Source organism: Variovorax raffinosi (genome assembly GCF_051216615.1).
Lineage (GTDB): Bacteria > Pseudomonadota > Gammaproteobacteria > Burkholderiales > Burkholderiaceae_C > Variovorax.
This window is the reverse complement of record NZ_JBPJZR010000008.1, coordinates 133,343-151,371: the sequence shown is the minus strand read 5'-3', so window position 1 is coordinate 151,371 and position 18,029 is coordinate 133,343. Positions and strand designations below refer to the sequence as shown.

18 protein-coding genes and 1 tRNA gene are annotated in these 18,029 nt (G+C 63.6%); 18 read left to right on the top strand and 1 reads right to left on the bottom strand.

Annotated elements, in window-relative coordinates:
• Positions 1–132: 132 nt before the first annotated feature.
• Positions 133–504, bottom strand: a complete 372-nt coding sequence (locus tag ACSFB7_RS23230; protein ID WP_435474365.1) for an Hsp20/alpha crystallin family protein — start codon at positions 502–504, stop codon at positions 133–135.
• 124 nt (positions 505–628) lie between these two features.
• Between ACSFB7_RS23230 and ACSFB7_RS23225 the strand changes: the two genes are divergently transcribed.
• From ACSFB7_RS23225 to nuoI, 18 genes are all read left to right on the top strand, one after another.
• A complete protein-coding gene (locus tag ACSFB7_RS23225) occupies positions 629–1,912 on the top strand; it encodes a branched-chain amino acid ABC transporter substrate-binding protein (RefSeq protein ID WP_435474363.1) in 1,284 nt (427 codons plus the stop codon).
• A gap of 27 nt (positions 1,913–1,939) precedes the next feature.
• A complete protein-coding gene (locus ACSFB7_RS23220) occupies positions 1,940–3,109 on the top strand; it encodes a pyridoxal phosphate-dependent aminotransferase (protein WP_435474361.1) in 1,170 nt (389 codons plus the stop codon).
• A gap of 89 nt (positions 3,110–3,198) precedes the next feature.
• Positions 3,199–4,128: a DMT family transporter gene (locus tag ACSFB7_RS23215; protein WP_435474359.1), complete on the top strand. Its 930-nt coding sequence runs from the start codon at positions 3,199–3,201 to the stop codon at positions 4,126–4,128.
• 90 nt (positions 4,129–4,218) lie between these two features.
• Complete coding sequence (rpsO, locus tag ACSFB7_RS23210; protein WP_093128570.1) at positions 4,219–4,485, top strand: 30S ribosomal protein S15; 267 nt, start codon at positions 4,219–4,221, stop codon at positions 4,483–4,485.
• 205 nt (positions 4,486–4,690) lie between these two features.
• A complete protein-coding gene (gene pnp / locus ACSFB7_RS23205) occupies positions 4,691–7,009 on the top strand; it encodes a polyribonucleotide nucleotidyltransferase (RefSeq protein WP_435474357.1) in 2,319 nt (772 codons plus the stop codon).
• Between the two features lie 89 nt (positions 7,010–7,098).
• Positions 7,099–8,097 carry an NAD(P)H-quinone oxidoreductase gene (locus ACSFB7_RS23200; protein WP_435474355.1) on the top strand — a complete coding sequence of 333 codons (999 nt, stop codon included), beginning with the start codon at positions 7,099–7,101 and terminating at the stop codon, positions 8,095–8,097.
• Positions 8,098–8,110: 13 nt separating this feature from the next.
• Positions 8,111–8,875: a triose-phosphate isomerase gene (tpiA, locus tag ACSFB7_RS23195; RefSeq protein ID WP_435474353.1), complete on the top strand. Its 765-nt coding sequence runs from the start codon at positions 8,111–8,113 to the stop codon at positions 8,873–8,875.
• 39 nt (positions 8,876–8,914) lie between these two features.
• Positions 8,915–9,325 carry a preprotein translocase subunit SecG gene (secG, locus tag ACSFB7_RS23190; RefSeq protein ID WP_435474351.1) on the top strand — a complete coding sequence of 137 codons (411 nt, stop codon included), beginning with the start codon at positions 8,915–8,917 and terminating at the stop codon, positions 9,323–9,325.
• Between the two features lie 119 nt (positions 9,326–9,444).
• Positions 9,445–9,529 (top strand) — tRNA-Leu (locus ACSFB7_RS23185).
• Positions 9,530–9,596: 67 nt separating this feature from the next.
• On the top strand, positions 9,597–9,956 hold the full coding sequence (locus ACSFB7_RS23180) for an NADH-quinone oxidoreductase subunit A (RefSeq protein ID WP_041943881.1): 360 nt from the start codon (positions 9,597–9,599) through the stop codon (positions 9,954–9,956).
• A gap of 15 nt (positions 9,957–9,971) precedes the next feature.
• Complete coding sequence (locus tag ACSFB7_RS23175) at positions 9,972–10,451, top strand: NuoB/complex I 20 kDa subunit family protein (RefSeq protein WP_007837763.1); 480 nt, start codon at positions 9,972–9,974, stop codon at positions 10,449–10,451.
• A gap of 13 nt (positions 10,452–10,464) precedes the next feature.
• Positions 10,465–11,076 (top strand): NADH-quinone oxidoreductase subunit C, encoded by a 612-nt coding sequence (locus ACSFB7_RS23170; RefSeq protein WP_435474349.1) that lies wholly within the window; start codon positions 10,465–10,467, stop codon positions 11,074–11,076.
• A gap of 1 nt (position 11,077) precedes the next feature.
• A complete protein-coding gene (locus tag ACSFB7_RS23165; protein WP_435474347.1) occupies positions 11,078–12,331 on the top strand; it encodes an NADH-quinone oxidoreductase subunit D in 1,254 nt (417 codons plus the stop codon).
• Positions 12,332–12,341: 10 nt separating this feature from the next.
• Positions 12,342–12,890, top strand: coding sequence for an NADH-quinone oxidoreductase subunit NuoE family protein (locus ACSFB7_RS23160; RefSeq protein ID WP_435474345.1), 549 nt, complete (start codon positions 12,342–12,344; stop codon positions 12,888–12,890).
• Positions 12,890–14,230: an NADH-quinone oxidoreductase subunit NuoF gene (nuoF, locus tag ACSFB7_RS23155; protein WP_435474343.1), complete on the top strand. Its 1,341-nt coding sequence runs from the start codon at positions 12,890–12,892 to the stop codon at positions 14,228–14,230. Before ACSFB7_RS23160 ends, nuoF begins: the two co-directional genes overlap by 1 nt.
• Before the next feature lie 16 nt (positions 14,231–14,246).
• Entirely contained in the window at positions 14,247–16,412 is a 2,166-nt protein-coding gene (gene nuoG / locus ACSFB7_RS23150; RefSeq protein WP_435474342.1) for an NADH-quinone oxidoreductase subunit NuoG, read from the top strand.
• Positions 16,409–17,485, top strand: a complete 1,077-nt coding sequence (nuoH, locus tag ACSFB7_RS23145; RefSeq protein WP_435474340.1) for an NADH-quinone oxidoreductase subunit NuoH — start codon at positions 16,409–16,411, stop codon at positions 17,483–17,485. The genes nuoG and nuoH overlap by 4 nt, the downstream gene beginning before the upstream one ends.
• A gap of 17 nt (positions 17,486–17,502) precedes the next feature.
• On the top strand, positions 17,503–18,024 hold the full coding sequence (gene nuoI, locus ACSFB7_RS23140; protein ID WP_187110972.1) for an NADH-quinone oxidoreductase subunit NuoI: 522 nt from the start codon (positions 17,503–17,505) through the stop codon (positions 18,022–18,024).
• Positions 18,025–18,029: the final 5 nt, after the last annotated feature.

Here is an 18,029-nt window from a genome sequence, read left to right as displayed (position 1 = left end):
GCCCACGAAGAAGAAAGTACTAAGAAAACGTCACATCATGTGACGTTGTTCGGCGCTATTGTGAGTAGGGTGCTTGTTTAAAGTCAAAAACAAGCCGCTACTAACATTTTCCTCTTGTGGGCTTCTGCAAAGTTAGTCAATTTGCAACTGAAAAGCCTGGCTTGCCTGCACGAGCTTTCCGAGCTTCAGCGTGAGCACGCCGTTCTCGAGCTTGGCGGTGCTCGTGGCCACGTCGATGTCCTGCGGAAGCTCGTAGGCGGCCTTGAACTGGCGCTTGGCTTCGGCCTTGCTGTCGATGCGCACCACGGTGCCTTCGATGCTGATCGACAGGTCTTCGCGCGAGAGGCCCGGCACGTCGAGCGAGAGGGTCCAGCTCTTGTCGTCCTGCTCCACGAGCGGGGAGCGGCGGGCACCGGCGAAGGCGTCGTTCACGAAGCGCTCGAAGGCGTGGTCGTGCGTGCGCGGGGTGAAGCGGGCGGTGCGAAGCGTGGGTGCGAAGAACATGATGAAAAGCTCCTGGATGAACACAATGGGGACAAGGAATGTGTGTCCCGTACACTGCGCGGCCATTCAATCCTGAGTGCCGCTTGACATCTCATCTAGGCGCATCGGCAAGCGTTTCAAGACAATGAATCCCTCCTTTATTTGGCGCCGCCAGGCCTTGAAATTCGCAGCGCTGGCGCTATGCGCGAGGCCCTTCGCAGCACTCGCGCAGGCACCGCAGCCGGCACCCATTCGCCTCGCGTTGATCGAAAGCATGAGCGGCCCGTTTGCCAACACGGGCGAGGCGGTGTTCCGCAATCTGCTGTGGGCGGTGGAGCGCGTGAATGCGCGTGGCGGCGTCAAGCTGCCCGGCGGTGCGCGGCCCTTGCAACTGGACCGCTACGACAGCAAGGGACAGAACGAGGAAGCGCTTTCCGCGTTGCGCGCGGCCATGGACGATGGCGCGCGCATCGTGCTGCAGGGCAACTCGTCGGCCACGGCTTCGGCGCTGGTCGACGCCATCGACAAGAACAACGAGCGCGACCCCGCGCGGCGCGTGATCTTCCTGAACTACGCGGCGGTCGATCCGGCACTCACCAACGAGCGCTGCAGCTTCTGGCACTTCCGTTTCGATGCGCACGCCGACATGCGCGTGGCCGCGCTGATGAGCGCGGTGAAGGACGACACCGCGCTCAAGCGCGTCTACCTGATCGGGCAGGACTACAGCTTCGGCCAGGCGGTGCTGCGCGAATCGCGCCGGCAACTCGGCGTGCAGCGGCCCGACGTGGAGATCGTCGGCGACGAACTGCATCCGATGGGCAAGGTGAAAGACTTCGCGCCCTACGCCACGAAGATCATCGCGAGCGGTGCGCAGGCCGTGATCACCGGCAACTGGGGCAACGACCTCACGCTGCTCGTGAAGGCCGCACGCGAAGCGGGCTTCAACGGCAGTTTCTATACCTTCTACGGCAATGCACTCGGCGCGCCGGCGGCCATCGGTGATGCGGGCATCGGCCGCGTGGTGGCGGTGGCCGACTGGCTGCCCAACGTGCAGACCTCGCAGTCGGAAACCTTCTACCGCGCGTTCCGTACGCGCTTTCCGAAGCCGGCCGACGACTACGTGCACATGCGGCTGCAATTGCTGATCGAAGCGCTGGTGCAGGCCGTCGAGCGCGCAGGCAGTGTCGATGCCGTGGCGGTGGCGCGTGCGCTGGAGCAGGCCGATGTCAGCCTGTACGGCCAGCGTGGCCGCATGCGTGCGACGGACCACCAGTTCCAACAGCAGTTGGTGGTCGGCGTGATGGACAGGCAGGGCAAGCCCGGCGTGCAGTTCGATGTCGAAGGCTCGGGCTACGGCTTTCGCGTGATCAAGACCATCGCCCCAGAGCGCGCCGAACTGCCCACCTCGTGCAAGATGAAGAGACCTTGATGATGATGAAGAACAGGACCACAAGACATGCGTGAAGCCATCCACAACCTCGAAGCGTCGAAGATCCGCGAAGTCGCAAACGCCGGCATGGGCCGCGACGACGTGCTGGCCTTCTGGTTCGGCGAAAGCGACGAGGTCACGCCCGAGGTGATCCGCCAGGCAGCCATCGAGTCGCTGCAGCGCGGCGAAACCTTCTACGCGCACAACCTCGGCCTGCCCGAGCTGCGCGAGGCGATCGCGCGCTACACCAGTGCGCTGCACCCGGCGGTCGATGCCTCGCGCATCGCCGTCACGTCGGGCGGCGTGAGCGCGCTGATGCTGGCGGTGCAGGCGCTGGTCGATGCGGGCGACGACGTGGTGGCTGTGACGCCGGTGTGGCCCAACCTCACGGCGCAGCCCGCGATCATGGGCGCACATGTGCGCACCGTGCCGCTGGTGCCGGTGGCGGGGCAGTGGACGCTCGATCTGGCCGCGTTGCGTAAGGCAGTCACTTCGAAGACAAAGCTGCTGATCGTCAACGCGCCCAACAACCCTACGGGCTGGACCATGACGCGCGAAGAGCAGCAGGCCGTGCTCGACCACTGCCGCCAGACGGGCACGTGGATCCTGGCCGACGAGGTGTACGAGCGGCTGTACTTCGAGCCGACGCCGAATGGCTGCGCGCCGAGCTTTCTCGACATCTCTAAGCCCGACGACCGCCTTGTCGTCACGCACAGCTTCTCGAAGAGCTTCCTCATGACCGGCTGGCGGCTCGGCTGGCTGGTGCTGCCGCCAGCAATGGTGGAGGGCATCGGCAAGCTGATCGAGTTCAACACCTCGTGCGCCAGCGTGTTCACGCAGCGGGCCGCCATCGCGGCCATCGAACACACCAGCGAGATCACGCCGCGCGTGGTGGCGCACCTGAAGCTGTGCCGCGACACGCTGGTTCCGTTGCTGGCGGCCGTGCCGGGCGTGCAGGTGGCATCGGCCAAGGGCGGCATGTACGCCTTCTTCCGGCTCGAAGGCTTCGACGACTCGTTCGAAGTCGCCAAGCGGCTGGTGGTCGAGGCGGGCCTGGGCCTCGCGCCGGGCAATGCCTTTGCACCCGAAGCGCAAGGCTGGCTGCGCTGGTGCTTTGCCTCGAAAGATCCGCAGCGGCTGGTGAAGGGCGTGGAGCGCCTGCGCAACTGGCTGGCGGAGCAGCCGCGCAAGGCCTGATCCGGCTGTCTGCTGCAATTTCGTTCAATACGCGGCGCGAGCGGCCCGCGAAGCTCGACCTTTCTTTCATCGAAAGCGAAAGGTCATGCATGTCGGAACGACTCAAGGGAATGGTGCTGTGCGCCCTGGCGATGGTCACGGTGGGCAGCACCGTGGTCGCCAGCAAGGTCATCGCGGGCGGCCTGCCGCCGTTCACCGCAACCGCGCTGCGCTTTGCGATGGCGCTGCCGGTGTTTCTTCTGTTGCTGCGGCTGGCCCGTACTGCATGGCCCCGCCCTGATCGGCGCGACCTCGTGCTGCTTCTGTGCCAGGCGGGGCTGGGCAGCGTCGGCTACACGGTGCTGCTGATCATGGGCGTGCGCTGGGCGCCGGCTGCGAGCGCGGGCGTGGTGGCCGGGACGCTGCCGGCGGTTGCGGCGCTGGTGGCGGTGCTGGCCTTGCGCGAGCGGCCGGGGCGGTATCTGGTGGGCAGCATCGTGCTGGCGACGGCGGGGGTGCTGGCGATCAGCTGGCCGGGGGCGGGTTCGGTGGGGGACTCAAAATCCCCTGCGGCAATGGTCGGCAATCTGCTGGTGCTGGGCGCGGTCGTCTGCGAGGCGATGTTCATCCTGCTCAACAAGCGCCTGCGGGTGCCGGTGCGGCCGCTGGCGCTGTCGACGCTGATGACGGTCTTCGGGTTGTTGCTGTCGGCGGTGCCGGCGCTGTTCGAGAAAGCCTGGGAACACCCCTTGCCGAACGATGCCCTGATCGGCGTTGCCTACTACGCGTTGGTGCCGACGGTGCTGGGTTTTGTTCTCTGGTTTGCCGGATCGGCCCGGTTGAAGGGGGCGGAAGCGGCGCTCTTCACTGCGCTCCTGCCGGTTTCTGCGCTGATACTGGCGGCTCTCTGGTTGGGTGAAAGTATCAGTCTGGCGCAGATCGGCGGGGCTGCTTGCGTGCTGGGTGCGGTGGGGCTGGCTTCGCTCGATGGAAGAGGTGGGAAACGCCCCGAAAGCCCCCTCAAGCCCGCCGAGCTATAATCCCGAGGCTTTGCATGCCGCAAGGCGCACGACAAGGGCAGTTCCAGTCCTTATCGCAAGTCAAACATCCCGGAACAAGGAAAATTCAACATGATCGCAGCCTCCATCAAGGCCGAAGTTGTCAAAGACAACGCCCGTGCAGCCAATGACACCGGTAGCCCAGAAGTGCAAGTCGCACTGCTGACCGCCCGCATCAACGAACTCACCCCCCACTTCAAGACGCACGCCAAGGACCACCACGGTCGTCGCGGCCTGCTGCGCATGGTGAGCCGCCGTCGCAAGCTTCTCGACTACCTCAAGTCCAAGAACGCCGAGCGTTACACCGCGCTGATCGCCAAGCTGGGTCTGCGCAAGTAAACCGAATCGCATGAAAAAACGCCTGGGTTAGTCCGCTAGCTCAGGCGTTTTTTACTTCGCGATCCACTTTCGGAGTGCCAAAACAGAGCGAAGCTGTGTCATTCCAATGAAGTTCGCCCCGAGCTTCGCTGGAATGGCATCGTGTTCTGAGAAGCCTCCGTCCCTTGCGGGTCCTGTGCGACCCGCTACTAAAACAGGAGCAAACATGAGCCTCTTCAACAAAGTCACCAAGTCCTTCCAGTGGGGCGACAAGACTGTCGTCATGGAAACGGGCGAAGTCGCCCGCCAGGCCAATGGCGCCGTGTTGGTCGACATCGACGGCACCGTGATCCTGGCGACCGTGGTCGCCTCCAAGTCGGCCAAGCCCGGTCAAGACTTCTTCCCGCTGACCGTCGACTACATCGAGAAGACCTACGCCGCGGGCAAGATCCCCGGCAGCTTCTTCAAGCGCGAAGCCAAGCCCAGCGAACACGAAACGCTGACCAGCCGCCTGATCGACCGCCCGATCCGCCCGCTGTTCCCCGAAGGCTTCCTGAACGAAGTGCACGTGGTCATCCACACCGTGTCGCTCAACCCTGAAGTCGACGCCGACATCGCCGCCATGATCGGCGTGAGCGCCGCGCTGTCGATCTCCGGCATCCCGTTCAGCGGCCCGATCGGCGCCGCTCGCGTGGGCTACATCAACGGCCAGTACGTGCTGAATCCGGGCCAGACGGCCCGCAAGGATTCGCAGATGGACCTCGTCGTCGCCGGCACCCAGGCTGCCGTGCTGATGGTCGAGTCCGAAGCCCAGCAACTGAGCGAAGAAATCATGCTCGGCGGCGTGGTGTTCGGCCACGAACAGGCCGGCATCGCGATCAACGCGATCCATGACCTCGTGCGCGACGCCGGCAAGCCCGTGTGGGACTGGCAAGCACCTGCCGAAGACGAAGTCTTCGTCGCCAAGGTCAAGGGCCTGGCCGAAGAAAAGCTGCGCGCCGTGTACCAGATCCGCAGCAAGCAAGCCCGCACGCAAGCCCTGCGCGAAGCCAACGCCAGCGTGATGGCGTCGCTCAAGGAAAGCGGCGAGCCGTTCGATGCAGGCAAGGTCAACGACCTGCTGTTCTCCATCGAATCGAAGATCGTGCGCAGCCAGATCCTGTCGGGCGAGCCCCGCATCGACGGCCGCGACACGCGCACCGTGCGCCCCATCGAGATCCGCAACTCGGTGCTGCCCCGCACCCACGGTTCGGCCCTGTTCACGCGCGGTGAAACGCAAGCGCTGGTCATCACCACGCTCGGCACCGAACGTGACGCACAGCGCATCGACGCGCTGGCCGGCGAATACGAAGACCGCTTCCTGTTCCACTACAACATGCCTCCCTTTGCCACCGGCGAAGTGGGCCGCATGGGCTCGACCAAGCGCCGCGAAATCGGCCACGGCCGCCTGGCCAAGCGCGCGCTCGTCGCCGTGCTGCCGACCAAGGAAGAATTCCCGTACACCGTGCGCGTGGTCTCGGAAATCACCGAGTCGAACGGCTCCTCGTCGATGGCTTCGGTCTGCGGCGGCTGCCTCTCGATGATGGACGCCGGCGTGCCGATGAAGGCGCACGTGGCCGGCATCGCCATGGGCCTGATCAAGGAAGACAACCGCTTCGCGGTGCTGACCGACATCCTGGGCGACGAAGATCACCTGGGTGACATGGACTTCAAGGTGGCCGGCACGACCAACGGCATCACCGCGCTGCAGATGGACATCAAGATCCAGGGCATCACCAAGGAAATCATGCAGGTCGCACTGGCGCAAGCCAAGGAAGCGCGCATGCACATCCTGGGCAAGATGCAAGAAGCCATGGGCGAGGCCAAGGCCGAAGTCTCCAGCTTCGCACCGCGCCTGACCACGCTGAAGATCAACCCCGAGAAGATCCGCGACGTGATCGGCAAGGGCGGCTCGGTCATCCGTGGCCTGCAGGAAGAAACCGGCACGACGATCAACATCGACGAAGACGGCACCATCACCATCGCTTCGACCGATCCGGAAAAAGCCGAGCTGGCCAAGAAGCGCATCGAGCAGATCACCGCCGAAGTCGAAATCGGCAAGGTCTACGAAGGCCCGGTCACCAAGATCCTGGACTTCGGCGCGCTCATCAACCTGCTGCCCGGCAAGGACGGCCTGCTGCACATCAGCCAGATCGCGCACGAACGCGTCGAGAAGGTGACCGACTATCTGAGCGAAGGCCAGATCGTGAAGGTCAAGGTTCTGGAAACCGACGAAAAGGGCCGCGTCAAGCTGTCCATGAAGGCGCTGACCGAGCGTCCGGCCGGCATGGAATACAGCGAGCGCCCGCCGCGTGAAGACCGTGGCGATCGCGGTGACCGTGGCGGCGACCGCCGTGAGCGTTCGGACCGTGGCGACCGTGGTGGTGATCGTGGCGAGCGCGCACCGCGCTTCAACGACCAGCAGCAACAGCCGCGCAACGACCAGCCATCGCAGGCTCCGGCCGGCGAGCAGCAATCGCAAGCACCGCGCGAGCCTCAGGAGTAAGAAGGGCGCAGCGGCAGGTTTTCCCTGCCGTTGCTATCTTTTGAACAGCTAGCTTCGCCCCACATGCGGGCGTTGGAGGCCGAAAGACCATGAAAGCCATTGAAATCACTTCGTTCGGCGCCCCTGAGGTGCTGCGCGTGGCCGATCGTCCCGACCCGGTAGCGGGTGCGGGCGAACTGCTGATCCGCGTTGCGGCGAGTGGCGTCAATCGTCCCGACGTGCTGCAGCGGATGGGCAACTATCCGGTGCCGCCCGGCGCATCCGATCTGCCGGGCCTCGAGGTGGCTGGCGAGATCGTGTCGGGCGATGCCGCGGCGTTGGCCGAGGCGGGCTTCAAGGTCGGTGATCGCGTTTGTGCGCTGATCGCCGGTGGCGGCTACGCCGAGCTGTGCGTGGCGCCTGTGGCGCAATGCCTGCCGGTGCCCAAGGGCTGGAGCGATGTCGATGCGGCTTCACTGCCCGAGACCTTCTTCACCGTCTGGAGCAATGTGTTCGAGCGCGGCCGCCTGCAAAAGGGCGAGACGTTGCTGATCCAGGGCGGCTCGAGCGGCATCGGCGTTACGGCCATCCAGATCGCCAAGGCGCTGGGTGCCACCGTGATCGTCACCGCAGGCAGCGACGACAAGTGCGAAGCCTGCAAGAAGCTCGGCGCCGACCACGCCATCAACTACCGCACGAGCGACTTCGCCGAAGAAGCGAAGAAGCTCACCGGTGGCAAGGGCGTGGACGTGATCCTCGACATGGTTGCAGGCGAGTACGTGGCGCGCGAGATCGAGTGCCTGGCCGAAGATGGCCGGCTCGTGATCATCGCGGTGCAGGGCGGGGTGAAGGCGCAGATCAATGCGGGCCTCGTGCTGCGCAGGCGGCTCACCATCACCGGCTCGACATTGCGGCCGCGGCCGGTGGCGTTCAAGGGCGCCATCGCCAAGGCATTGCGCGAGAAGGTCTGGCCGTTGCTCGAAAGCGGCGCAATCAAGCCCGTGATTCACAGCACTTTTGCGGCTGCGGGTGAACCCAGTGGCGCGGCCCAGGCTCACACGCTGATGGAATCGAACCAGCACATCGGCAAGATCGTGCTGACATGGTGACAAGAAGAACGCGATGACAACCAAGAAGAAACTGATCGCCGGCAACTGGAAGATGAATGGCGGCCTGGCTGCCAACGAGGCGCTGGTGAAGGCATTGCAGCAAGGTCTGGCGGCTAGCCCGGCGGCCTGCGATGTCGCGCTGTGCGCGCCTGCGCCGTACTTTGCCCAGCTGCAATCGCTGCTGGCGGGTTCGACGGCGCTGGCACTCGGTGCGCAGGACGTTTCGGCGCATCCGCAAGGTGCATTCACCGGCGAACAGTCGGCGGCGATGCTGAAGGATTTCGGCGTGCGCTATGCCATCGTCGGGCATTCCGAGCGTCGGCAATACCACGGCGAAACCGACGAGGTGGTGGCTGCGAAGGCGGCTGCTGCGCTGGCGAATGGCATCACGCCCATCGTCTGTGTCGGCGAGACGCTGGCGCAGCGCGAAGCAGGGCAGACCGAAGAGGTCGTCAAGCGCCAACTGGCTGCGGTGATTCATGTGAATGGCCACTGCATCAGTGAAATCGTCGTGGCCTATGAGCCGGTCTGGGCCATCGGCACGGGCAAGACGGCCTCGCCGGAGCAGGCGCAGGCGGTGCATGCCGTGCTGCGTGCCCAGTTGCACCATGCCGCGAGCGAGCATGCGGCCGGCATCAGCATTCTTTATGGCGGCAGCATGAACGCGGCCAACGCCGCGGAACTGCTCGCGCAGGCCGACATCGACGGCGGCCTCATTGGCGGCGCGTCGCTCAAGGCCCCTGACTTTCTGCAGATCATTTCTGCCGCTGCGCGCTGAGCGCGCGCAACGGCTGCTATCAATTAGGAGTAAGAACGAATGAACGTGGTCCTCAACCTTCTGGTCGGCGTGCAAATGCTGACGGCCCTGGCAATGATCGGCCTGATCCTGATCCAGCACGGCAAGGGTGCCGACATGGGCGCAGCCTTCGGCAGCGGCAGTGCGGGTAGCTTGTTCGGTGCCAGCGGCAGTGCGAACTTTCTTTCGCGCACCACGGCTGTGCTTGCGGCCGTGTTCTTCACGTGCACGTTGCTGCTGGCTTACTTCAGCCACGCACGTCCCGCAGGCGGTGGCAGTCTTCTCGAGCGCGCTGCCGTGGGTGCTCCTGCGGCGCCTGCTGCACCTGCCCCTGGCGCGGCTGGTGAAATTCCTGGTGCGGCGGCTCCTGCAGGCTCTGCTTCGGCTCCTGCAGCCCCTGTTTCGGGTGCGGGTCAGATTCCCAACAAATAATCAAAGAGTTTTCGTGCAGCCGCCAACCAGAAACGGCTTCATTTCAGGGTAAACTCTAAAGCTGTTCAGAAAGCCAAATGCCTTAACAGGTACCTCATGCCATCTGAATAGCAAAAACCGCGGTCGTGGTGAAATTGGTAGACACGCTATCTTGAGGGGGTAGTGGCGAAAGCTGTGCGAGTTCGAGTCTCGCCGACCGCACCAAATCTCATCGGCAGGAAATCTCATCCAGAGGTTCTTCTGTCGGTGGCAAGCGGTGAAAAATTTCTCGATGAACCTCGATTCCTACCTTCCCGTCCTTTTGTTCATTTTGGTCGGAGTCGGCGTAGGCGTCGCCCCCCAAGTCATCGGATACATCCTGGGCCCCAATCGGCCCGACGCTGCGAAGAACGCTCCCTACGAGTGTGGCTTCGAAGCCTTCGAGGATGCGCGCATGAAGTTCGACGTGCGCTATTACCTCGTCGCGATTCTCTTCATCCTGTTCGATCTCGAAATTGCCTTTCTCTTTCCGTGGGCCATTGCGCTCAAGGAGATTGGTGCTGTCGGCTTCTGGGCCATGATGATCTTTCTCGCCATCCTCGTCGTGGGCTTCATCTACGAGTGGAAAAAAGGCGCGCTCGACTGGGAATGACAAGGAAGCTACAAAATGGCCATTGAAGGCGTTCTCAAAGAAGGCTTCGTCACCACGACCTACGACTCGGTGGTGAATTGGGCGAAGACCGGATCTCTCTGGCCGATGACTTTCGGCCTCGCATGCTGTGCGGTGGAAATGATGCACGCGGGCGCTGCCCGCTACGACATCGATCGTTTCGGCATGCTGTTCCGTCCCAGCCCGCGTCAGTCCGATCTGATGATCGTGGCTGGCACGCTGTGCAACAAGATGGCGCCCGCTCTGCGCAAGGTCTATGACCAGATGCCCGAGCCGCGCTGGGTGCTGTCGATGGGCTCGTGCGCGAATGGCGGTGGCTACTACCACTACAGCTATTCGGTGGTGCGTGGCTGCGACCGCATCGTGCCGGTCGACGTCTACGTGCCGGGCTGCCCGCCCACCGCCGAGGCGCTGCTCTACGGCGTGATCCAGTTGCAGCAGAAGATTCGCCGCACCAACACCATTGCCCGCGCCTGAGAGATTGCCGACGATGACTGACTTTGCAATTTCACCGGAAGTGCTGCGCGCGACCATTGCCGAGGCGCTGGGCGCCAAGGCCAAGAGCGTGACGCTCGCGCTGGGCGAGGTGACTGTGGTGGTCGGCTCGACCGACTACATCGATGCCGCAACCATCCTGCGCGATGCGCCAGGCTGCCGCTTCGAGCAGTTGATCGACCTCTGCGGCATGGACTATTCCGACTACCGCGAAGGCGAGTGGCAGGGCGACCGCTACTGCGTCGTTACGCACCTGCTTTCCGTGAGCCTCAATCAGCGCGTGCGCCTGAAGGTGTTTGCGCCCAACGAAGACCTGCCCGTGGTCGACTCCCTCCAGCCCGTCTGGAACGCGGCCACCTGGTTCGAGCGCGAAGCCTTCGACCTCTATGGCATCGTGTTCGACGGTCACGACGACCTGCGTCGCATCCTGACCGACTACGGTTTCATCGGTCACCCGTTCCGCAAGGACTTCCCGGTGTCGGGTCACGTTGAAATGCGTTACGACGAAGAGCAAAAGCGCGTCGTGTACCAGCCGGTATCGATCGAGCCGCGAGAAATCACGCCGCGCGTGATTCGCGAAGACAACTACGGCGGCGGTTTGCACTGATATGGCCGAAATCAAGAACTACACACTCAACTTCGGTCCCCAGCATCCTGCTGCACACGGCGTGTTGCGCCTGGTGCTGGAGCTGGACGGCGAAGTGATCCAGCGCGCCGACCCGCACATCGGCCTGCTGCATCGCGCGACCGAAAAGCTCGCCGAATCGCGCACCTTCATCCAGTCGCTGCCCTACATGGACCGCCTCGACTATGTGTCGATGATGTCCAACGAGCACGCCTACTGCCTCGCCATCGAGCGGATGATGGGCCTCGAAGTGCCGATCCGTGCGCAGTACATCCGCGTGATGTTCGCCGAAATCACCCGTCTGCTGAACCACCTGCTGTGGCTCGGTGCGCACGGTCTGGATTGCGGCGCGATGAACATGCTCATCTACTGCTTCCGCGAGCGTGAAGACCTGTTTGACATGTACGAGGCCGTGTCCGGCGCGCGCATGCACGCGGCGTATTTCCGTCCGGGTGGCGTCTACCGCGACCTGCCGGATGCGATGCCGCAGTACAAGGTCAGCAAGATCAAGAACGCGAAGGCAATCGAGCGTCTGAACGAAAACCGCCAGGGTTCGTTGCTCGACTTCATCGACGACTTCTGCAAGCGCTTCCCGAAGATGGTCGACGAGTACGAGACGCTGCTCACCGACAACCGCATCTGGAAGCAGCGCACCGTGGGCATCGGCGTTGTGACGCCAGAGCGCGCGCTCAACCTCGGCTTCACCGGTCCGATGCTGCGTGGCTCGGGCATCGAATGGGACCTGCGCAAGAAGCAGCCGTACGACGTCTACGACCAGATGAAGTTCGACGTGCCGGTCGGCAAGACCGGCGACTGCTACGACCGTTACCTCGTGCGCGTCGAAGAAATGCGCCAGGCCAACAAGATCATCCAGCAATGCTCTGCATGGCTGCGCGTGAATCCCGGTCCGGTCATCACCGACAACCACAAGGTCGCCGCGCCTGCGCGCGAATCGATGAAGGCGAACATGGAGGAGCTGATCCACCATTTCAAGCTCTTCACCGAAGGCTTCCATGTGCCCGAAGGCGAAGCGTATGCCGCCGTCGAGCATCCGAAGGGCGAGTTCGGCATCTATCTCGTGAGCGACGGCGCCAACAAGCCGTACCGCCTGAAGATCCGCGCCCCTGGCTTCCCGCACCTCGCCGCCCTCGACGAAATGTCGCGCGGTCACATGATCGCCGACGCTGTCGCGGTGATCGGCACGATGGACATCGTGTTCGGCGAGATCGACAGGTGAGAAAGAGCGAATGACGACTTCCTCGACCCACCATGACACGGCGCCTTCGGCGCCGTTGAAACCTGCGATTCTCGAGCGCTTTGCGCGCGAAGTCGCCAAGTACCCCGAAGCAGGCAAGCAATCCGCCGTGATGGCCTGCCTGGCCATCGTCCAGCAGGACGAAGGCTACGTCAGCCTGCAGCGCGAGCGCGAGATTGCCGAGTACCTCGGCATGGCCGCCATCGCCGTGCATGAAGTGACGACCTTCTACAACATGTACAACCAGCACCCGGTGGGCAAGTTCAAGCTCAACGTGTGCACCAACCTGCCTTGCCAGTTGCGCGACGGCGTCACGGCTCTCGTACATCTCGAGAAGAAGCTCGGCATCAAGATGGGCGAGACCACGGCCGACGGCCTGTTCACGCTGCAGCAAAGCGAATGCCTGGGCGCTTGCGCCGATTCGCCCGTGATGCTGGTCAACGACCGCACCATGTGCAGCTTCATGAGCAACGAGAAGCTCGACCAGCTGATCGACGGCCTGCGCACTGCCGTGCCGGCCACCAAAGGGGAGGCTTCGTGATGTCACCCGAACAAGTGCTCCAGCAGTTCCAGGCCACCGGCGTCCAGACCTGCTTCCATGACCGTCACATCGAGCCGCAGATCTATGCCGGTCTCGACGGCACCAACTGGCGCCTGGCCGACTACGAAGCGCGCGGCGGCTACCAGGCGCTGCGCAAGATCCTGACCGAGGGCCTCACGCCCGATCAGGTGATCGCCGAAGTCAAGGCCTCGGGCCTGCGCGGCCGTGGCGGCGCAGGTTTTCCGACCGGCCTGAAGTGGAGCTTCATGCCCCGCCAGTTCCCGGGCCAGAAGTACCTCGTCTGCAACTCGGACGAAGGCGAGCCGGGCACGTGCAAGGACCGCGACATCCTGCAGTTCAACCCGCACATCGTGATCGAAGGCATGGCCATTGCTGCTTATGCAATGGGCATCAGCGTCGGCTACAACTACATCCACGGCGAGATCTTCGAGAGCTACGACCGCTTCGAGGCAGCCCTCGAGGAAGCACGCGCCGCCGGCTATCTCGGCGACAAGATCATGGGCAGCACGTACAACTTCCAGTTGCACGCCGCCCACGGCTTCGGTGCCTACATCTGCGGCGAAGAAACCGCGCTGCTCGAATCGCTCGAAGGCAAGAAGGGCCAGCCGCGCTTCAAGCCGCCGTTCCCGGCGAGCTTCGGCCTGTACGGCAAACCGACCACCATCAACAACACCGAGACCTTCGCGGCGGTGCCCTGGATCATCCGCAATGGCGGCCCGGCCTACCTCGAATGCGGCAAGCCGAACAACGGCGGCACCAAGATCTATTCGGTGAGCGGTGACGTCGAGTTGCCGGGCAACTACGAAGTGCCCATGGGCACGCCGTTCTCCAAGCTGCTCGAATTGGCTGGCGGTGTCCGCAAGGGCCGCACGCTGAAGGCTGTGATCCCTGGTGGATCGTCGTCGCCGGTGCTGCCGGCCGACATCATGATGGCTTGCACCATGGACTACGACTCGATCGCCAAGGCCGGCTCCATGCTGGGCTCGGGCGCGGTCATCGTCATGGACGACAGCCGTTCGATGGTCGAATCGCTCAAGCGCCTCTCGTACTTCTACATGCACGAGTCCTGTGGCCAGTGCACGCCCTGCCGCGAAGGCACGGGCTGGCTCTACCGCGTGGTGGACCGCATTCACAACGGACAGGGTAAGCCCAGCGATCTGCAACTGCTGGACTCCGTCGCTGGCGACATCATGGGCCGCACCATCTGCGCCCTCGGCGACGCAGCGGCCATGCCGGTGCGCGCAATGATCAAGCACTTCCGCCACGAGTTCGAGGCCCTGATTCCGGGTTACGTCCCCCAAGCCCCGGTCAAGGCCTGAGCCGAGAAACACATATATGGTTGAAATCGAACTCGACGGCAAGAAGGTCGACGTGACCGAAGGCAGCATGATCATGCATGCGGCCGACAAGGCGGGCACGTACATTCCGCACTTCTGCTATCACAAGAAACTCAGCATTGCGGCCAACTGCCGCATGTGCCTGGTCGACGTGGAAAAGGCGCCCAAGCCGATGCCGGCCTGCGCCACGCCCGTCACGCAGGGCATGATCGTTCGCACCAAGAGCGAGAAGGCCATCAAGGCGCAGCAGTCGGTCATGGAATTCCTCCTGATCAACCACCCGCTGGACTGCCCGATCTGCGACCAGGGCGGCGAATGCCAGTTGCAAGACCTGGCCGTCGGCTACGGCGGTTCTTCTTCGCGCTACGAAGAAGAAAAGCGCGTCGTGTTCCACAAGGACGTCGGCCCGCTGATCAGCATGGAAGAAATGAGCCGCTGCATTCACTGCACGCGCTGCGTCCGCTTTGGCCAGGAAGTGGCCGGCGTGATGGAGCTCGGCATGACGCAACGTGGCGAGCATTCCGAAATCGAAACCTTCGTTGGCGACTCGGTCGACTCCGAACTCTCGGGCAACATGATCGACATCTGCCCGGTCGGCGCGCTCACGAGCAAGCCGTTCCGCTACAGCGCCCGCACCTGGGAACTGTCGCGCCGCAAGTCGGTGAGCCCGCATGACTCCACCGGTGCCAACCTGATCGTCCAGGTCAAGAACAACCGCGTGATGCGCGTGGTGCCGCTCGAGAACGAAGACGTCAACGAATGCTGGATTGCCGACCGCGACCGTTTCTCCTACGAAGCGCTCAACGGTCCGGAACGCCTGACGCAGCCCATGCTCAAGCAGGGCGGCCAGTGGCAGCAGGTCGACTGGCAGACGGCGCTCGAATACGTCGCCAATGGCCTCAAGCAGATCAAGACCGACCACGGTGCACAAAGCATCGGCACGCTGGTCAGCCCGCACAGCACGCTCGAAGAGCTGCAGCTCGCGGCCATGCTCACGCGTGAACTCGGCAGCGACAACATCGACTACCGCCTGCGCAATGCCGAATTCACGGCGTTCGAAGGCGTGCGTTGGCTCGGCACCTCGATCGCTTCGCTCACGCAAGTGCAGCGCGCGCTGGTCGTCGGCTCGAACCTGCGCAAGGAACATCCGCTGTTCGCACAGCGCATTCGCCAGGCCGTGCGCAAGGGCGCCGCGCTGTCGGTGATCACCTCGGCGAGCCTGATGGCCGATCGCAACGCCTGGGCCATCGATGTGGCACAAGCGTCGATCGTCGATGCCGACCAATGGGTCGAAGCGCTGGCAGCCGTGGCTGCCGCCATCGGCCAAACCAATGGCACCGCTGCGCCGCTGGCACCGAAGAACGCACCCGACGCCGCCGCGCAAGCCATCGCAGCCTCGCTGCTGAGCGGCGAACGCAAGGCCATCCTGCTCGGCAACGCCGCCGCCCACCACGCACAAGCTGGCAGCCTGCTGGCCCTGGCGAACTGGATCGGTGCGCAAACCGGTGCCACCGTCGGCTACCTGACCGAAGCGGCCAACACCGTGGGTGCGCAGCTCGTCGGCGCATTCCCGAAGAACGGCGGCCTCGATGCCGGCCGCATGCTCGCCGCCGGCTCCGGCCTCAAGGCCGTGCTGCTGCTGAACACCGAACCCGTGTTCGACTCGGCCGCCGGCGCTGCCGCTGCGGACGTCATCGGCAATGCACAGATGGTCGTCACGCTGAGCCCCTTCAAGGCCAACCTGGCGTTCAGCGACGTGCTGCTCCCGATTGCTCCGTTCACCGAGACGCCGGGTACCTTCGTCAATGCCGAAGGCCGCCTGCAAGGTTTCCATGCCGTCGTGAAGCCGCAAGGCGAAGCGCGTCCGGCGTGGAAGGTGCTGCGCGTGCTGGCCAATCTGCTGGGCCTGCCGGGCTTCGCATTCGAATCGACCGCCGACGTGCTCAAGACGGTGGGTGAGGGCGGTACCGTGCCGGCTGCTGCCCTGAACAACGCGACGGCTGCGAATGCTGTGGCTTCCAACGGCGCTGCTTCGGCTCCCGTGGTTGCCAGCATCTACCAGCTCGACTCGATCGTTCGCCGCGCGCCGTCGCTGCAACTGACGGCCGACGCGCGCAATGCATCGACTGCAGCACCGGCGCGTGCCGAGGAGGCACTGGCATGATCGACGCAATTCATGGCTTCGGCCAGGGGCTGGTCGCCGCAGGCTGGTGGACCGCCGCGGTCTGGCCCGTGATCTGGACGCTGATCAAGATCATCGTGGTCGTGATCCCGCTGATGCTGGCCGTGGCCTACCTCACGCTGTGGGAACGCAAGGCCATCGGCTTCACGCAGATCCGCATCGGCCCCAACCGCACCGGCCCGCTGGGTCTGCTGCAGCCGATCGCCGACGCGCTCAAGCTGATGACCAAGGAAATCATTCTTCCGACGGTCGCCAACAAGGGGTTGTTTCTGCTCGGCCCGGTCATGACCATCATGCCGGCGCTCGCCGCATGGGCCGTGATTCCCTTCGGCCCCGATGTGGCGCTGGCCAACATCAATGCCGGCCTGCTGTTCGTGATGGCCATCACCTCGCTCGAGGTGTACGGCGTGATCATTGCCGGCTGGGCTTCGAACTCGAAGTACGCTTTCCTTGGCGCGCTGCGCGCCTCGGCACAGATGGTGAGCTACGAAATCGCGATGGGCTTCTGCTTCGTCGTGGTGCTGATGGTCACCGGCAGCCTGAACATGAGCGAAATCGTGAACGTTCAGGGCAAGGGCATGTTCGCCAACATGGGCGTCGGCTTCCTGTCGTGGAACTGGCTGCCGCTGCTGCCGATCTTCGTCGTCTACTTCATCTCGGGCCTGGCCGAAACCAATCGCCATCCGTTCGACGTGGTGGAAGGCGAGTCCGAAATCGTTGCCGGCCACATGATCGAGTACTCGGGCATGAGCTTCGCGATGTTCTTCCTGGCCGAGTACGCCAACATGTGGCTGGTCTCGATCCTGACCGTCGTGTTGTTCCTCGGCGGATGGCTGCCTCCGTTCGAGTTCCTGAGCTTCATTCCGGGCTGGATCTGGCTGGGCGCCAAGACCTTCTGCGTGGTCACCATGTTCCTGTGGGTGCGCTCGACGTTCCCGCGCTTCCGTTATGACCAGATCATGCGTCTGGGCTGGAAGATCTTCATTCCCGTCACCCTCGTGTGGCTGGTCGTGGTCGGTGGCTGGATGCAGACGCCGTTCAACATCTGGAAATAACAGGAAGCGCCAACACCATGTCTGCTGCGCACACCGCAACACCGTCCGCGCCGTTCTCGCTCAAGGATTTTCTGAGCAGCTTCATGCTGTTCGAATTGTTCAAGGGCCTGGCGATCACGGGCAAATACGCCTTCGCCCGCAAGATCACGGTGCAGTTCCCCGAAGAGAAGACGCCGCTGTCGCCGCGTTTTCGCGGCCTGCACGCACTGCGCCGCTATGAAAACGGCGAAGAGCGCTGCATTGCCTGCAAGCTCTGCGAAGCCGTCTGCCCGGCGCTGGCCATCACCATCGAATCCGAAGTGCGCGACGACGGCTCGCGCCGCACCTCGCGCTACGACATCGACCTGACCAAGTGCATCTTCTGCGGCTTCTGCGAAGAGAGCTGCCCGGTCGACTCGATCGTCGAGACCCACATCTTCGAATACCACGGCGAAAAGCGGGGCGACCTGTACTTCACCAAGGACATGCTGTTGGCCGTGGGCGACCGCTACGAAAAAGAAATCGCAGCGAACAAGGCGGCCGACGCCAAGTACCGCTGATTCCG